Source organism: Shinella sumterensis (assembly GCF_004514425.2).
GTDB lineage: Bacteria > Pseudomonadota > Alphaproteobacteria > Rhizobiales > Rhizobiaceae > Shinella > Shinella sumterensis.
The window spans coordinates 1-15,300 of the sequence record NZ_MYFN02000026.1 but is presented as its reverse complement, the minus strand read 5'-3'; the positions used below and the strand labels follow the sequence as shown (position 1 = coordinate 15,300).

The window sequence follows — 15,300 nt, the reverse complement described above, 5'->3', positions numbered from 1 at the left end:
ATTCGCAGCCATGGTGCGCCACCCTACCAAATCCGCCACCGGCGGTCATCTCACCAACGCCGTTACCTGCGTTCACCCCACCCACCGGCGTCATCCTCGGGCTTGACCCGAGGATCCAAGCGGCAAGCTCAGCGGGTGTGGGTGGATCCTCGGGTCAAGCCCGAGGATGACGATGGAGAAGTTTTAGGAAGGCTTTAAGCGTTCAAGAAAAGGAGAGGTCTCAAACTTTCCAATAAGCGCGAATGCAAGGTGCCGGAGGCAATAGCCTCAGCGCTCCCAATCCTCGCGCACCGGCTTGCCACCGATGCCGAGGCGTCGGTCGAGCTCGGCGGCTTCGGTCTCCGTCAGACGCAGTTCCAGCCGCACATTGCCGTCTTCCAGGTCCTCGCGTGCATCGACGATCGAATGATCGTAGATCCACGGCAGAAGCTGCAACTGTGTGATGGGCACGATGACGTCACGGTCGACCAGCACGCCGGAAAGCCGCTTGTTGATCTCGTCAAGCAGGGCGTCGACGCCCTCGCCCGAAATGGCGGAGACGGCAATGACGTTCGGCTGCGTCGCGGCCTTGTTCACCAGCGCCTCGCGCGCCTCCGGCTCCAGCCGGTCGATCTTGTTCCAGACCTCCAGGATGCGCTCGGCGCCGTCCTTCTCGTCGATGCCGAGATCGGCGAGGATGCGCAGGACATCGGAGGATTGCGCGCCGTTGTCCGGGTCGGACATATCGCGCACATGCAGGATGAGATCGGCCTCCAGCACCTCTTCCAGCGTCGCCCGGAAGGCCGCCACGAGATGCGTCGGCAGGTCGGAGATGAAGCCCACCGTGTCGGAGAGGATGACGGTGCGGCCCTGCGGCAGCTTCATGCGGCGCAGCGTCGGGTCGAGCGTCGCAAACAGCATGTCCTCGGCCAGAACGCCCGCGCCGGTGATGCGGTTGAACAGCGTCGACTTGCCGGCATTGGTGTAGCCGACAAGCGCCACGATGGGATGCGGCACCTTCTTGCGTTTGGAGCGGTGCAGCTGGCGGGTGCGGCGCACCTGCTCCAGCTCGCGCTCCAGCTTGACGATCTTGTCCTGCAGCAGGCGGCGGTCGGCTTCGATCTGCGTTTCGCCGGGGCCGCCCATGAAGCCCGCGCCGCCGCGCTGGCGCTCAAGGTGGGTCCAGCTGCGCACGAGGCGGCCGCGCTGGTAGTTGAGATGCGCCAGCTCGACCTGCAACGTGCCTTCCTTGGTGGAGGCGCGGCGGCCGAAGATTTCGAGGATCAGGCCCGTGCGGTCGATGACCTTGGCGTTCCATTCCTTCTCGAGATTGCGCTGCTGGACCGGCGTCAGCGGATGGTCGACGATGACGAGACCGGCATTGTGCTCGTCGAGCGCCGCCTTGATCTCCTCGATCTTTCCGGTGCCGAGCAGCGTGCCCGGCTTCGGCTGGGCGACCGGCACGAGCGCCGAATGCACGATCGTCAGGTCGATGGCGCGCGCGAGACCGACGGCCTCTTCCAGCCGCGCCTCGTCGGACCGCGTGATGACGGTCGGATCGGCTTTCCCGCGCGCCTTCAGAACGGGTGCGATGACCACGGCGCGCATGTCGTCCCGGTGCTTTTCAACATCCGGAACGAGGGAATCCTTGGAAGTATCGGATTTGCTAATCTTCGTTGGTCCTGTCAGGAGCCGTTTTCCTCGGTCTCGAACATCTGCAACGGCTGGCCGGGCATGATGGTCGAGATGGCGTGCTTGTACACGAGCTGCGAATGACCGTCGCGACGGAGCAGGACGCAGAAATTGTCGAAGGAGGTGACAACCCCGGTCAGCTTGACCCCGTTGATGAGAAAGATCGTCAGAGAAATCTTTTGCTTGCGAACGGTATTGAGAAAAAGATCCTGCAGGTTCTGAGAACGTTCCGCCATCGCGCCGCTTCTTTCTGATTGCCGGCCCTTGAGACCGGTTGACTGAAAATAAAATGTCCCCGTGGTCGGGAATGAATTTCCAGACCGCCGAGTTTGGTATCAAATCGCGGTCTTCTCCGCAACGTCGAAAAAGGCGTCGCGAATTTTCTGCGCGATGATTCCGGGATGGCCGTTGGCGATCGTCCGGCCGTCGATGGAGACGATCGGAAGGCAGATCGTCGTGGCGCCGGTGATGAAAACCTCGCGCGCCTCCAGCATTTCGGCAACGGAAAAACGCCGTTCCGCGACCGGCAGGCCGAGCGTGGCGGCCACATCCAGCAGCGTGGTGCGGGTGATGCCGCGCAGGATGCCGGGATCGGCCGGCCGTGTCACGAGCGTGCCCGCCTTGTCGACGATCCAGAGATTCGTGGCGGCCCCTTCCGTCACATTGCCCTCGGCATCGACGAAGATCGCCTCATACCCGCCCGCCTCTTTCGCCCGCTGGCGCGCCAGCACATTGGGCAGCAGGCCGACGGTCTTGATATCCACCCTGCCCCAGCGGTTGTCGGGCGCGGTGAAGGCGCTGACGCCCGCCGCATGTTTCGCCGCGATGGTCGCCGGGTTGAGCGATTTGGCCGTCACGATGAGCGAGGCGCGCACGTCGGGCGTCGGGAAGACGTGATCGCGGCGCGCCACGCCGCGCGACACCTGCACATAGACCAGGCCGTTCACCACGCGGTTGCGCCTGAGCACTTCGCGCATGATGCGCACGAGGGCCGCCCGCGGCATCGGCGGGCGGATGCGGATTTCGGAAAGCGACCGGTCGAGCCGGTCCAGATGCCGGGTCATGTCGACCAGAAAACCCTGCGCCACCTGGCAGACCTCGTACACCGCGTCGCCGAACATCAGGCCGCGATCCTCGATATGCACCGTCGCATCGGCATGGCGCACGTAGCGGCCGTTCACATAGGCAAAGCGAAGCATGAGGCGATCCTGTTACGATGCGGACGGGACGCGGGCCGCGTGTCCCGGTATGGCGGTCTAGAAATACTGGATACTGACGCGGAAGAGCTGCTCGACATGGCGCACCGATGCGGCCGCAGCAAACAGCACGACCCGGTCCTTCGCCTTGATCTTCGTGTTGCCATCCGGCCGGATGACCGTGCCCTCGCGGTAGACCGCGCCGATGCGGATGCCTGCCGGCAGCTCGATTTCGCGCAGCGGCTTTCCCACGAGCAGCGAGGTTTCCAGCGCCTCCGCCTCGATCACCTCCGCCGCGCCCTTCTGCACGGCATAGACCGAGCGGATACGGCCCTTGCGGACATGCTGGAGGATGCCCGAAATCGTCACCGCGCGCGGATTGATATGCGAGTCGATGCCGAGCGTCTTGGTGAAATCCTCGTAGCTCGGGTCGTTGATCAGGACGAGGTTCTGCTTGCAGCCGAGGCGCTTGGCCATCACGCTGCCGAGAATGTTGATCTGGTCGTTGTTGGTGAGCGCGACGATCAGGTCCGCGTCCTGGATATCGGCCTGGAGCAACATCTTCTGGTCGAGCGCCGAGCCGTGCAGGACGACCGTGTTGCGCAGCTTGTCGGCAACGGCGACGGCCCGCTCGCGGTCGCTCTCGATGATCTTCAGTCGGGTCTTCGGCTGGTAGTCCTCGATGGCGCGGGCGACGAAGTAGCCGATATTGCCCCCGCCGGCGATGACGATGCGCGCCGCCTCCTGCTCCTCATGGCCAAACAGCGCGAGCGTGCGCCGCACATGCCCCTTGTCGCACACGACATAGGCGAGATCACCGGAATGCAGCTGGTCGGACGAACTCGGCACGAACAGCTTCCCGTTGGAAACGATGCCCGTCACCGTGGCATTCAGATCGGGGAAAAGCTCGCTCAGCTGCTTCAGCGGCGTCTCGACGACCGGGCAATCCTCCATGCACTCGATGGCGACCATGACGATGCGATCGTCGGCGAAGCGCACCACATCGGTGGCGCCGGGAAACGAGATGCGCCGCAGCACCATCTTGCCCACCTCCACCTCCGGCGAGATGGTGACGTCGATGGGCATGTTCTCGCGTGAGAAGAGGTCGGAATATTCAGGCGCGAGATAGCTCTGCGAGCGGATGCGGGCGATCTTGGTCGGCACGTTGAACAGCGAGTGCGCCACCTGGCAGGCGACCATGTTGATCTCGTCGTAGAGCGTCACGGCGATGATCATGTCGGCCTGGTCGGCGCCGGCCTTGGCCAGCACCTCCGGATGCGCGCCATGGCCCACGACGCCGCTGACATCCAGCGTATCGGTGATGGCAGATATCAGCGAGGCCTTGTTGTCGATGACGGAGACATCGTTGCCCTCCTGCGAGAGGCGTTCCGCGATACCGTAGCCGACGCGTCCGGCGCCGCAGATGATGACCTTCATGCCCTGAACCCCAGAATCGCCTTAAGGCCTTATACGCCAAGCGATTTCAGTTTGCGATGGAGCGCCGAGCGCTCCATGCCGACGAATTCGGCCGTGCGGGAGATATTGCCGCCGAAGCGGTTGATCTGGGCGATCAGGTAGTCGCGCTCGAACATTTCGCGCGCCTCGCGCAGCGGCAGCGTCATGATGTGCTGGTCGCCCTGCGTGGAAATCTTCGGCAGCATGTCGCCCACTTCCGTCGGCAGCATGTCGGCCGAGATCGGCGTATCCGGGCCGTCGCTTCGGGCGAGGATCATCAGACGCTCGATATTGTTGCGCAGCTGGCGGATGTTGCCCGGCCAGTCGTGCGCCTGGAGCACCGCCAGCGCATCGTCGCCGATCTTGCGGGCGCGGATGCCGGCCTGCTCGCTGACCTGGCGCATGAACATGTCGACGAGGAAGGGAATGTCCTCGCGCCGTTCCGCAAGCGGCGGCACGCGCAGCGGCACGACGGCCAGCCGGTGATAGAGGTCCTCACGGAAACCGCCTTCGGCGATCAGGCTTTCGAGATTGTAGGCGGTGGACGAGATGATGCGCACATCGACCTTGACCCGCTTGGAGCCACCGACGCGCTCGAACTGCTGGTCGACCAGCACGCGCAGGATCTTGTTCTGCGTCTCGCGCGGCATTTCGCCGATCTCGTCGAGATAGAGGATGCCGCCATGCGCCTCTTCCAGCACGCCGGTCCGGCGCGGCTGGCCGGGCGTTCCCTCGGTCCCGAAGAGCGCGATCTCCATGCGCTCCGGCGTGATCGCCGCCGCGTTCAGGACGACGAACGGCCCGTTCGCGCGGCTCGACTTGCGGTGGATCATGCGCGCCACCAGTTCCTTGCCGGACCCGGACGGGCCAAGGATCATGATGCGGCTGTTGGTCGGCGAGACCTTTTCGATGTTCTGGCGCAGCTGCGAGACCGCGACGGACGTGCCGATCAGTTCGACGGGATCGCCCGACCGCTTCTTCAGCTCCGTCACCTCGCGGCGCAGCTTGGAGTTCTCCAGCGCCCGTTCCGCGATCAGGATCAGCCGGTCGGCCTTGAAGGGCTTTTCGATGAAATCGTAGGCGCCGCGCCTGATGGCCGAGACGGCGGTCTCGATATTGCCGTGGCCCGAAATCATCACGACAGGCAGGTCGGGGTGGCGGCTCTTGATCTCGTCGAGCAGCGCAAGCCCGTCGAGCTTGCTGCCCTGCATCCAGATGTCGAGGAAGACGAGGCGCGGCACGCGGTCGCTGATGGCGGCGAGCGCGCTGTCGCTGTCGAAGGCGGTGCGGGTCTCATGCCCCTCGTCCGACAGGATGCCGGAAACGATTTCGCGGATGTCCTCTTCGTCGTCCACTACGAGAATATCAGACGCCATGGCTTACTTCCTTGCTCTTATTCTTGTCCGCATCGACGGCCACCGTTTCCTCATAGGGCAGGATCACGCGGATCATCGCCCCGTGGCCGTGATCGAAATCCGCGGGGGCATCATGCAATTCCAGCTGCCCGCCATGGTCTTCGATGATCTTCTTCACGATGGCGAGGCCGAGGCCCGTGCCCTTCTCGCGCATCGTCATATAGGGTTCGAGAATGCGATGCCGGTTCTCGGTCGGCAGGCCCTTGCCGTTGTCGATGACGTCGACAACGAAACGCCGGCCCGGATCGTCCGCGACGGCCCGCACGAACACCTTCGGCTGCGCCCTCCCGGCATCCGGCGCCACGGCCTCGATGGCCTCGACGGCGTTCTTGATGAGATTGCCGAAGGCCTGCCCGAGCATGCGCTGGTCGAAGAGCCCCGTCAGCGGCACCTCGCCGAAATCCTTTTCGAAGGAGACATGGTTATTGCCCATTTCGCGCAGGAATACGGCGTCCTTGAGGATGGTGCGCAGGTCCGAGCGCTCCTTCGTCGGCTTGGGCATGCGCGCGAAGGACGAGAACTCGTCCACCATGCGTCCGATATCCTCCACCTGCCGCACGATCGTATCCGTACACTGGTCGAACACCGCGCGGTCTTCCTGGTCGATCTGCTTGCCGTAACGGCGGCGGATGCGCTCGGCCGAAAGCTGGATCGGCGTCAGCGGATTCTTGATTTCGTGCGCGATGCGGCGCGCCACGTCCGCCCAGGCGGTCGAGCGCTGGGCGATGACGAGATCGGTGATGTCGTCGATCGTGACGACGTGCGAATCCTGCGCGTCCTTGGTTTCCTCGCGCGTCACCTGCACGTTCAGCGTCCGCTCCTTGCCGCCATGCATGATGTTGATCTGGCGGCGGTGGTCGTTGCGATAGCGCGTGGCGCCCTCGGCCAGCACCGCCGCGATCTCCGGCGCCACCTCCGAGAGCGGCTTGCCGATCAGGTCGGCGGCATCCCGGCCGAGCAGGATTTCGGCCGAGGTGTTGACGATGGTCACACGCCCGTCGCCCTCCACGCCGATGACGGCCGCCGTCACGCCGGACAGGACCGCCTCGATGAAGCGGCGGCGATCGTCGACCTCGTCCTTCGCATCGAGGATCTGCGCCTGCTGGATGCGGATTTCCGAGATCATCTTGTTGAAGGTACGCGAGAGATTGCCGACGTCGCCATCGGCCGTGCGGACCGGAACGGACACGTCGAGATTGCCCGAGGCGACGCTGTCGGCCGCGCCGATCAGCTGGCGGATCGGCCGCACGATGCGGTCGGCGATCGCGATGGCCGTCCAGATCGCGGCGAGCAGCACGATCAGCGCGAAGCCGAGATAGAGCAGCCCGAAGGCGACCTGAAGCGGGGTGCGGCCGGATTCCAGCGCGCGGTATTCCGCGGTGTTCTCCTCCATCAGCCGCATGGAGCGCATCACTTCGGGGTCGACGGTGCGGATCGTATAGAGGAACGCGTCGGAGATGTTTTCCAGCTTGATGATCGCGCCGACCAGGTTGGTCATGCCCGGCGGGATCAGCGTCGGCTGGCCGGCGGCAGAGGCGCGCAGCGCATCGGGCGGGACCGGCGGAAGCTCCCCCTCCACCTGGATATTGGCCTGGAGGATCGGGGAACCGTCGGCCCTGAGCAGAAAGGCGCCGAGCATGCCGCGCCCGCGCGCCTGCCGCGTCATGAGTTCGATGAAGCCGGAGCGGTCGAGGCTGTAGAGCTGGCGGTTGCGGTCGAGGTCGTTCGCCATCGAGACCGTCTGGCCCTGCAGGTAGCTGGCATTTTCCAGCATGTAGGCCTGCGCCACGTTGAGCGAGGAACTGACGATCGATTGCGTGCGGATGGAAAACCAGCGGTCGAGGCCGACATCGAGCGTGATCGAGGCGAAGATCGCGACCAGCACGGCCGGCGTTATGGCGACGATGGAAAACAGCGCCACGATGCGCACATGCAGGCGCGCCGCTGCACGGCCACGCCGGCGCGCGCGCAGCAGCCGCGCGATTTCCCGCCCGATCAGGAACATCAGACCGACGATGAAGATGGCATTGATCGCCGCCGAGGCGATGACGACGTTCGGTTCCGGGCGGATCGGCGTCAGGCCGAGCAGGATGAACAGCGAGATCGTGGCGGCGACGAGCGCGCCGCCGGCGAGCAACAGCCCGGGCAGCGCAAACGAGGCGCGGCGATCCGCGATGACCGTTCCGGTCTCCTCCTGCGAAAGCACGTCAACGTCTTCCGTCATCTGCCGCATCGCTTCCCCGGCCACGCGCCTGCCAGGCGCGAAGGCTTTATCTCGTGTTTTCCGGGATGTACCGACCGTGTGTCAGGCGCGCCCGCGCCCCTGTCGTGACGGACGGGCGCGCGGACCGAGCCGACCGCCTCCCTCTGTTACCCTCAAGCAACAGATTGTGGCCAAAATGCAACGCCTTCGTCAGGCAAGTCAAGCCGAGCGGGAGCTTCTATAGACGGAAACGCCGAGTTCTCGGATTTTCTTGCGCAGCGTGTTGCGATTGAGGCCGAGCAGATCGGCGGCCTTGATCTGGTTGCCGCGGGTCGCGGTCAGCGCGGCGAGAATCAGCGGATACTCCACTTCGGCCAGCACGCGGTCATAAAGGCCCGACGGCGGCAGGCCGTCGCCGAAGCTCGCGAAGTACTGACGCATGTTCTCCTCGACGGCCTGCGAGATCGATAGCGGGCCGGAACGCACCACCGCCTTTTCCATCGGGCTGTCGGGAATGTCGGCCCTCAGTTCCGTCTCGATGATCTCGCGCGTGATGACGTCCTGCGGGTAAAGCGCGGTCAGCCGGCGCACGACGTTTTCCAGCTCGCGCACGTTGCCCGGCCAGGGATGCGCCTTCATCAGCTCCAGCGCTTCCTGGTCGAAGCGCTTGGCGTCGAGCCCTTCCTTCTCGGCCTGCTGCACGAAATGCCGCACGAGATCGGGAATGTCTTCCGCCCGGTCGCGCAGCGGCGGCAGGCGCAGCGGCACGACGTTGAGGCGGTAATAGAGATCCTCGCGGAACAGGCCCTGGTTGATGGACTGCTTGAGGTCCTTGTTGGTCGCCGCCACGATGCGCACATCGGTGCGGATCGGCGTGCGGCCGCCGACGGTGGTGTACTCGCCCTGCTGCAGCACGCGCAGCAGGCGCGTCTGCGCATCCATCGGCATGTCGCCGATCTCGTCGAGGAACAGCGTGCCGCCCTCGGCCTGCTCGAAGCGGCCCGTCGAGCGGTTCTGCGCGCCGGTGAAGGCCCCCTTTTCGTGGCCGAAGAGCTCCGATTCGATGAGGTCGCGCGGGATCGCCGCCATGTTGATCGCGACGAAGGGCCCGTTTCGGCGCTTGCCGTAATCGTGCAGCGCGCGGGCGACCAGCTCCTTGCCGGTGCCCGATTCACCGGTGATCATCAGCGTCAGGTCCGTCTGCATGAGACGGGCGAGCACGCGGTAGATTTCCTGCATGGCCGCCGAACGCCCCACGAGCGGCATGCCGTCCTGCGTGTCGTCGTCCAGCCGCGCGGGCTTGCGCTTCGGCTCCGCCAGCGCGCGGCCGATGATGGCGATGAGTTCGGTCAGATCGAAGGGCTTCGGGAGGTAGTCGTAGGCCCCCTTCTCCGAGGCCTTGATCGCCGTCATGAAGGTGTTTTGCGCGCTCATCACGAGCACCGGCAGGTCCGGTCTCGCCTTCTTGATGCGCGGCAGAAGGTCGAAGGCGTTCTCGTCCGGCATCACGACGTCGGTCACGACGATATCGCCCTCGCCGGCGGCGACCCAGCGCCACAGCGTTGCCGCATTGGAGGTGATGCGCACGTCGTAGCCGGCCCGGCTGAGCGCCTGGTTGAGCACGGTGCGGATCGCGGCATCGTCATCGGCGACGAGGACTGTGGCGCCTGTCATCAATCATGTCCTTTGGTCTTGGGAAAGTCGTCGTCTTCGCTGATGCCGCGCGAGGCGGGCATCAGCACGCGAAAGGTGGTGCGGTTGGCCTGGCTGTCGCATTCCACGATGCCGCCGTGCCCCCCGATGATCTTGGCGACCAGCGCAAGGCCGAGGCCGGAGCCGTTGGTCTTGGTGGTGATGAAGGGGTCGAACAGGTGCGGCAGCAGGTCCGCCGGCACGCCCGGCCCGTTGTCGTGCACGCAGAATTCCAGCGGCAGCGAGATCTTTTCGCGCGTTCCGGCCACCGACAGCCTGATGCCCGGCCGGTAGGCGGTCGTCAGCTGGATTTCGCCTTCGTCCCGGTCGCCCACGGCCTCCGCGGCGTTCTTGATGAGGTTCAGGAACACCTGCACGAGCTGGTCGCGATTGGCATAGACCGGCGGCAGCGACGGGTCGTAGAGCTCCGTGATCTTGATGTGGCGCGCAAAACCCGCCTTGGCCACAGCCTTCACATGGTCGAGCACGGAATGGATGTTGATCGGCACGCGGTCGACGGGCCGCTCGTCCGAAAACACCTCCATGCGGTCGACCAGCGAGACGATGCGGTCCGTCTCGTCGCAGATCAGCCGCGTCAGCGCGCGATCCTCGTCGATGACGGAGGTCTCCAGAAGCTGTGCGGCGCCGCGGATGCCCGACAGGGGGTTCTTGATCTCGTGCGCCAGCATGGAGGCGAGGCCGGTCACGGAGCGTGCGGCGGCGCGGTGCGTCAGCTGGCGGTCGATCTTGTCGGCCATCGAGCGCTCCTGGATCACCACGACGACGGAACCGGGATCGGTGGTGACGGGCGCGACATAGAGGTCGACGAGCTTGTCGGCGCCCAGCCGCGGCGAACTCAGGTCCACACGGTATTCGCTGACCGGCGCACGGCGCTCGCGCACCTGGTCGATCAGCGTCAGGAGCGGGCTGCCGAAGGGAATGACGCTTGCGATATTGTGACGGGCGAGATAACCCGCGCTCGCCCCGAAGAAGGATTCCGCCTCCCAGTTGGCGAAGGACATCAGCCCCGCGCCATCGACCATGATCACCGGATTCTGGATGGCGTTCAGCACGGCGAGCGCCAGGTCCGGCGCATTCGCGTTTGCGGCCTTCTCCGTCATGCGGCCTCTCCGAGTTTTACCGGACCGTTCAGGATCGCCGCCGCCAGCCTGTCGGCCACGAAGGCGCTGTCGCGCGCGGTCATGATCGCCGCCTTGTCGGCCCCGGCAAGGCCGGGCGCAAAGCGCTCCAGATACCATCCGACATGCTTGCGCGCATGGCGCAGGCCCGCCTCGACGCCGTAGAAATCCAGCATCATGCGATAATGCTCGACGGCGACCGATGCGCATTCGTCCACGCCGGGATGCGGGCATGCCCCGGCCAGCACCGCGGGGTGCCACGGGCGGCCCTGCGCGGAACGGCCGACCATGACGGCGTCCGCGCCGGAGCGCCGCAGGATTTCCCGCGCATCTTCAGCCGTATCGACATCGCCGTTGGCAATGAGCGGGATCGACAGCACGTCGCGCACGGCGCGGATCGCATCCCAGTCCGCCCTTCCTTCATAGAACTGCATGCGCGTGCGGCCATGCACGGTAATCATCGCCACGCCCGCAGCCTCGGCGCGGGACGCGATATGCGGCGCATTCAGAGAATCGTGGTCCCAGCCCAGCCGCATCTTCACCGTCACCGGCACCTTCACGGCCTGGACGGTCGCCTCGATGAGGCCCAGCGCATGATCGGGATCGCGCATCAGCGCCGAACCGGAATAGCCGCCGATCACCTTCTTGGCGGGGCAACCCATATTGATGTCGATGATATCGGCGCCCTCGCCTTCGGCGATCCTCGCCGCTTCCGCCATCCAGTGCGCCTCGCGCCCGGCAAGCTGCACCATATGGGGGCGGATGCCGCAATTGCGGATGCGCGACCAGCTTTCGCGCGCATTCAGCGCCAGTTCGCGGCTCGCCACCATCTCCGTCACGACCAGCCCCGCGCCGAAACGCCAGGCAAGATCGCGGAACGGCAGATCCGTCACGCCGGACATCGGCGCAAGGACAACCCGGTTCCTCAGGGTCTGGCCACCGACCGCAAGCGGCGCTGACAGGGTTGGAAGTGCCAAATGCTCATCTTTCAAGCAAGTCATGTCTTTGCATCATTTTTAGCCATTATTGTCGTTCTTGCCAAGCCGCAATCAAGGCCGGTGGCATTTTTCCTGTCAGCGCTGGAATTGCGGCATCCTTCCGGCTAAACCACCCCAAAACGCTTTGATACCGGAGGCAAGGAGCCGAAATGCAGGCGGAAAATGCGCACTCCTGCGGTGTGGTGATCGTTGCCGCCGGTCGCGGCGAGCGGGCCGGCAGCCATGCCGAAGGCCCCAAGCAGTACCGTCGTATCGGCGGAAAGCCTGTGATCTCCCATACGCTCGATCTGTTTGTCAATTGGCAGCCCGCCCGGCATATCGTCGTCGTGATACACCCCGATGACGCAGCCCTCTTCGAGATGGCGTGTGCGGCGGCAACGCCGGCCGGCAGCCGATTGACTGTGGTTCATGGTGGCGCCACCCGCCAGCAGTCCGTGCTTGCCGGGCTCGATGTGCTGACAAGCCACGCCGTCAGCCATGTCCTCATCCAGGATGCCGTCCGCCCCTTCGTCGAGCCCGCCATCCTGGAACGCACCCTCACCGCCTTCAACCACGGTGCCCGTGCGGTGCTTCCCGCCGTCGCCGTCGCCGACACGCTGAAGCGGGCCGATGCCAACGGCAATGTCGCCGAGACGGTCTCCCGCTCCGGCCTGTTTGCCGCCCAGACGCCGCAATCCTTCCATTTCGAAACGATCCTGGAGGCCCACCGCCGCGCGGCGGCCTCCGGCCGCACCGATTTCACCGACGATGCCTCGATTGCCGAGTGGGCCGGGGTCCGGGTGCACCTCGTCGAAGGCAGCGCCGGCAACGTCAAGCTTACATTGCAGAAGGATATCGCCATGGCCGACCAGCGCCTTTCCCACGCTCTACCGGACGTGCGCACCGGAAACGGCTATGACGTGCACCAGCTCGTCGAGGGTAACGGCGTGACGCTGTGCGGCCTGTTCATCCCGCACGACCAAAAACTGTCCGGCCATTCCGATGCCGACGTCGCGCTGCACGCGCTGACCGATGCCCTGCTCGCCACCTGCGGCGCCGGCGATATCGGCGATCACTTCCCGCCATCGGATCCGCAATGGAAGGGGGCAGCCTCGCGCATCTTCCTCGAACACGCCGCCGAAATCGTGCGCAAGGCCGGTGGCACCATCATGAATGCCGATGTCTCGCTCATCGCCGAAGCGCCCAAGGTCGGCCCGCACCGCGATGCGATGCGCCGCAACCTCTCGGAATTTCTCGGCATTTCCATCGACCGCTGCTCGGTGAAGGCCACGACCAACGAGAAGATCGGCTTCATCGGCCGCCGCGAGGGCATCGCCGCTATCGCCACCGCGACGGTCGTCTACAGGGGAAGCGAAGCATGAGCATCTGGCCTCAGGACATCGAAGACGCCGCCCGCGCCATCGTCGCGGATTTTGAAAAGAAGAACCTGCTGATCGCCACGGCCGAGTCCTGCACCGCCGGCCTGATCGCCGGCGCCATCACCGAGATCGCGGGCTCCTCCACGGTGTTCGACCGCGGCTTCGTCACCTATTCCAACGAGGCCAAGCGCGAGATGATCGGCGTCGCCAACGCCACGCTGAAGGCCCATGGCGCGGTGTCGCGCGAGACGGCGCTGGAAATGGCCGAAGGCGCCATCGGCAATTCCGGCGCCAATATCTCGGTCGCCGTGACGGGCATTGCCGGCCCGGGCGGCGGCTCGGATGAGAAGCCCGTCGGCCTCGTGCATCTCGCCGCCGCGCGCACCGGCCGCAAGCCTCTGCACCGCGAGATGCGCTACGGCGATATCGGCCGCAGCGCCGTCAGGCTCGCCACGGTGCGTACCGCGCTCGAAATGCTCGCGGAAATCTCAGCCGATTGAAGACGCGGTGCCATAGATCGTCGCGGCGCGCTTTTCGAAGGCCTCGGTGAACATGCGGAACGCCCGGTCGAACATCGAGCCCATCAGCGCGCCGAGAATGCGGCTCTTGAACTCGTAGTCGATGTAGAAATGCACGGAGCAGCCGCCCCCCGGCAGCGCATCGAAGCGCCAGCGGTTGTCGAGATAGCGAAACGGGCCGTCGATATATTTGACATCGATCGCCCGTTCGGCCGCATTCAGCAGAACCTGCGTGGTGAATGTCTCGCGGATCGCCTTGTAGCCCACCGTCATGTCGGCCACGAGCAGTTCCTTGCCGTCGCGCTCCTTGCGCGAGCGGATCGACAGCGCCTCGCAGAGCGGCAGGAACTCCGGATAGCGCTCGACATCGGCGACGAGCGCATACATCTCTTCGGGCGTGTGGGGAACCGGACGGCGGGTTTCGAACTGAGGCATGGCCGAGAGCTAATGACCCGCGCGAACTCTTGCAAGTAGGCGGTCATTGTCGCGCCGCGATTTCAACACGCAAACCGGCACGTCGCGGCCATACGCCGCAAGGTTCTCGTCGATTTCAGGGCTTTCGGTCTTCTCGAAATTCCAGACGTAGCGCAGGAAATCCGCATCGATCCGCTCGGGGCAACCGTCGGCCATCTCGGGTCGCGACCGGCCCCGATAGCGCAGCCAGCGCGAGATCACGCCGTGGAGCGAAACGAGCCGCGGCGGACGCAGCCACAGAACAAGGTGCGTGCGCGGCAGGCGCAGCGGCAGCGTGCCGGGGCTGGTGCCGTCCATGATCCAGCGCTCCTGCGCCACGAGCGCCTTGAGCCTGTCCAGTGCCTCGGCCCGCGGCCGCTGCTGCCAGCCCGGCATCCAGAAGATGTCCCGGTCCATGGAAATGTGGGGCAGCGAAAGATGATCCGCGAGCTGCCGCGCCAGCGTGCTCTTGCCGCTGCCCGAGCAGCCGATGACCAGCACGCGCTCCGCGGTCTTCAGCCGTCCGGCCGCCTCTTCCAGCGCAATCGTCATGTCCAGCCTCCTGAAACCAAAAACCCCGCCGTCCGGCAGGACGGCGGGGCTTAAAGCATGGGGGCGCAAAAGTCTATTCCGCGGCGGCCAGCAGCTTCTTCTCCCGCGCCGCCCTGAGCCGCGCGAAATCGTCGCCGGCGTGGTGCGAGGAGCGGGTGAGCGGGCTCGACGACACCATCAGGAAGCCCTTGGAATAGGCCACCGTCTCATAGGACTTGAACTCGTCGGGCGTCACGAAGCTCATGACGGCATGATGCTTACGGGTCGGCTGGAGATACTGCCCGATGGTCAGGAAGTCGACATCGGCGGTGCGCAGGTCGTCCATCAGCTGGAGCACTTCGTTGCGCTCCTCGCCGAGCCCCACCATGATGCCCGACTTGGTGAACATGGTCGGGTCCAGCTCCTTCACGCGCTGCAGAAGCCGCACGGAGTGGAAGTAGCGCGCGCCCGGACGCACCGTCAGGTAATTGCCCGGCACGGTCTCCATATTGTGGTTGAACACATCCGGCTTGGCGGCGACGACACGCTCCAGCGCGCCCGGCTTCTTCAGGAAATCGGGCGTGAGGATTTCGATCGTCGTCAGCGGCGACGCCGCGCGAATGGCCCAGATCACCTTCTCGAAGTGCTCCGCGCCGCCGTCGTCCAGATCG

The 15,300-nt window shown here is 65.2% G+C and carries 15 protein-coding genes; 3 read left to right on the top strand and 12 right to left on the bottom strand.

Translation table 11 applies throughout. From position 1 onward, the window contains the following. Positions 1-267: 267 nt before the first annotated feature. From hflX to dusB, 9 genes are all read right to left on the bottom strand, one after another. Positions 268-1,587, bottom strand: coding sequence for a GTPase HflX (gene hflX, locus B5M41_RS25645; RefSeq protein ID WP_134652124.1), 1,320 nt, complete (start codon positions 1,585-1,587; stop codon positions 268-270). A 77-nt stretch (positions 1,588-1,664) separates the two neighbouring features. Then, positions 1,665-1,907, bottom strand: a complete 243-nt coding sequence (gene hfq / locus B5M41_RS25640) for an RNA chaperone Hfq (RefSeq protein ID WP_134652126.1) — start codon at positions 1,905-1,907, stop codon at positions 1,665-1,667. 99 nt (positions 1,908-2,006) lie between these two features. Next, positions 2,007-2,870, bottom strand: a complete 864-nt coding sequence (locus B5M41_RS25635) for a D-amino-acid transaminase (protein ID WP_134652128.1) — start codon at positions 2,868-2,870, stop codon at positions 2,007-2,009. 57 nt (positions 2,871-2,927) lie between these two features. Beyond that, positions 2,928-4,304 (bottom strand): Trk system potassium transporter TrkA, encoded by a 1,377-nt coding sequence (gene trkA / locus B5M41_RS25630; RefSeq protein WP_134652130.1) that lies wholly within the window; start codon positions 4,302-4,304, stop codon positions 2,928-2,930. A 29-nt stretch (positions 4,305-4,333) separates the two neighbouring features. Then, positions 4,334-5,698 carry a nitrogen assimilation response regulator NtrX gene (gene ntrX / locus B5M41_RS25625; protein ID WP_134652132.1) on the bottom strand — a complete coding sequence of 455 codons (1,365 nt, stop codon included), beginning with the start codon at positions 5,696-5,698 and terminating at the stop codon, positions 4,334-4,336. Beyond that, positions 5,688-7,961, bottom strand: a complete 2,274-nt coding sequence (locus tag B5M41_RS25620) for a sensor histidine kinase NtrY-like (RefSeq protein WP_134652134.1) — start codon at positions 7,959-7,961, stop codon at positions 5,688-5,690. Before B5M41_RS25620 ends, ntrX begins: the two co-directional genes overlap by 11 nt. A 198-nt stretch (positions 7,962-8,159) precedes the next feature. Continuing rightward, positions 8,160-9,614 (bottom strand): nitrogen regulation protein NR(I), encoded by a 1,455-nt coding sequence (ntrC, locus tag B5M41_RS25615; protein WP_134652136.1) that lies wholly within the window; start codon positions 9,612-9,614, stop codon positions 8,160-8,162. Further along, positions 9,614-10,753 carry a two-component system sensor histidine kinase NtrB gene (locus tag B5M41_RS25610; RefSeq protein ID WP_134652138.1) on the bottom strand — a complete coding sequence of 380 codons (1,140 nt, stop codon included), beginning with the start codon at positions 10,751-10,753 and terminating at the stop codon, positions 9,614-9,616. The genes ntrC and B5M41_RS25610 overlap by 1 nt, the downstream gene beginning before the upstream one ends. Next, positions 10,750-11,772, bottom strand: a complete 1,023-nt coding sequence (gene dusB, locus B5M41_RS25605; RefSeq protein ID WP_134652140.1) for a tRNA dihydrouridine synthase DusB — start codon at positions 11,770-11,772, stop codon at positions 10,750-10,752. The genes B5M41_RS25610 and dusB overlap by 4 nt, the downstream gene beginning before the upstream one ends. On the opposite strand from dusB, the gene B5M41_RS26945 reads away from it, so the two are divergent. From B5M41_RS26945 to B5M41_RS25595, 3 genes are read left to right on the top strand one after another with little or no spacing between them, the layout of a single operon-like run. Next, the gene (locus B5M41_RS26945; protein ID WP_256365828.1) at positions 11,749-11,877 is read left to right on the top strand and encodes a hypothetical protein; all 129 of its coding nucleotides are present in this window, start codon (positions 11,749-11,751) and stop codon (positions 11,875-11,877) included. The two genes, dusB and B5M41_RS26945, sit on opposite strands and share 24 nt — an antisense overlap. A 41-nt stretch (positions 11,878-11,918) precedes the next feature. After that, a complete protein-coding gene (locus tag B5M41_RS25600; protein ID WP_134652142.1) occupies positions 11,919-13,130 on the top strand; it encodes a bifunctional 2-C-methyl-D-erythritol 4-phosphate cytidylyltransferase/2-C-methyl-D-erythritol 2,4-cyclodiphosphate synthase in 1,212 nt (403 codons plus the stop codon). Positions 13,131-13,132: 2 nt separating this feature from the next. Beyond that, positions 13,133-13,627, top strand: a complete 495-nt coding sequence (locus B5M41_RS25595; protein WP_134652150.1) for a CinA family protein — start codon at positions 13,133-13,135, stop codon at positions 13,625-13,627. Here B5M41_RS25595 and B5M41_RS25590 read toward each other — a convergent pair. The 3 genes from B5M41_RS25590 to B5M41_RS25580 all read right to left on the bottom strand — a co-directional run. Beyond that, positions 13,616-14,080, bottom strand: a complete 465-nt coding sequence (locus tag B5M41_RS25590) for a type II toxin-antitoxin system RatA family toxin (protein ID WP_134652144.1) — start codon at positions 14,078-14,080, stop codon at positions 13,616-13,618. The two genes, B5M41_RS25595 and B5M41_RS25590, sit on opposite strands and share 12 nt — an antisense overlap. Positions 14,081-14,089: 9 nt before the next feature. Further along, positions 14,090-14,650 (bottom strand): P-loop NTPase family protein, encoded by a 561-nt coding sequence (locus B5M41_RS25585; protein WP_134652146.1) that lies wholly within the window; start codon positions 14,648-14,650, stop codon positions 14,090-14,092. A 73-nt stretch (positions 14,651-14,723) separates the two neighbouring features. Then, a partial coding sequence (locus B5M41_RS25580) for a lipoyl synthase (RefSeq protein ID WP_230640363.1) occupies positions 14,724-15,300 on the bottom strand: 577 nt, incomplete at its 5' end.

Bases quoted from the DNA above. Each gene is read 5' to 3' on its own strand.
- B5M41_RS25585 (WP_134652146.1), bottom strand. From the start codon at position 14,650: ATGACGATTGCGCTGGAAGAGGCGGCCGGACGGCTGAAGACCGCGGAG.
- ntrX (WP_134652132.1), bottom strand. From the start codon at position 5,698: ATGGCGTCTGATATTCTCGTAGTGGACGACGAAGAGGACATCCGCGAA.
- B5M41_RS25610 (WP_134652138.1), bottom strand. From the start codon at position 10,753: ATGACGGAGAAGGCCGCAAACGCGAATGCGCCGGACCTGGCGCTCGCC.
- B5M41_RS25635 (WP_134652128.1), bottom strand. From the start codon at position 2,870: ATGCTTCGCTTTGCCTATGTGAACGGCCGCTACGTGCGCCATGCCGAT.
- B5M41_RS26945 (WP_256365828.1), top strand. From the start codon at position 11,749: ATGCTCATCTTTCAAGCAAGTCATGTCTTTGCATCATTTTTAGCCATT.
- dusB (WP_134652140.1), bottom strand. From the start codon at position 11,772: ATGACTTGCTTGAAAGATGAGCATTTGGCACTTCCAACCCTGTCAGCG.
- hfq (WP_134652126.1), bottom strand. From the start codon at position 1,907: ATGGCGGAACGTTCTCAGAACCTGCAGGATCTTTTTCTCAATACCGTT.
- trkA (WP_134652130.1), bottom strand. From the start codon at position 4,304: ATGAAGGTCATCATCTGCGGCGCCGGACGCGTCGGCTACGGTATCGCG.
- B5M41_RS25590 (WP_134652144.1), bottom strand. From the start codon at position 14,080: ATGCCTCAGTTCGAAACCCGCCGTCCGGTTCCCCACACGCCCGAAGAG.
- B5M41_RS25620 (WP_134652134.1), bottom strand. From the start codon at position 7,961: ATGACGGAAGACGTTGACGTGCTTTCGCAGGAGGAGACCGGAACGGTC.
- hflX (WP_134652124.1), bottom strand. From the start codon at position 1,587: ATGCGCGCCGTGGTCATCGCACCCGTTCTGAAGGCGCGCGGGAAAGCC.
- ntrC (WP_134652136.1), bottom strand. From the start codon at position 9,614: ATGACAGGCGCCACAGTCCTCGTCGCCGATGACGATGCCGCGATCCGC.
- B5M41_RS25600 (WP_134652142.1), top strand. From the start codon at position 11,919: ATGCAGGCGGAAAATGCGCACTCCTGCGGTGTGGTGATCGTTGCCGCC.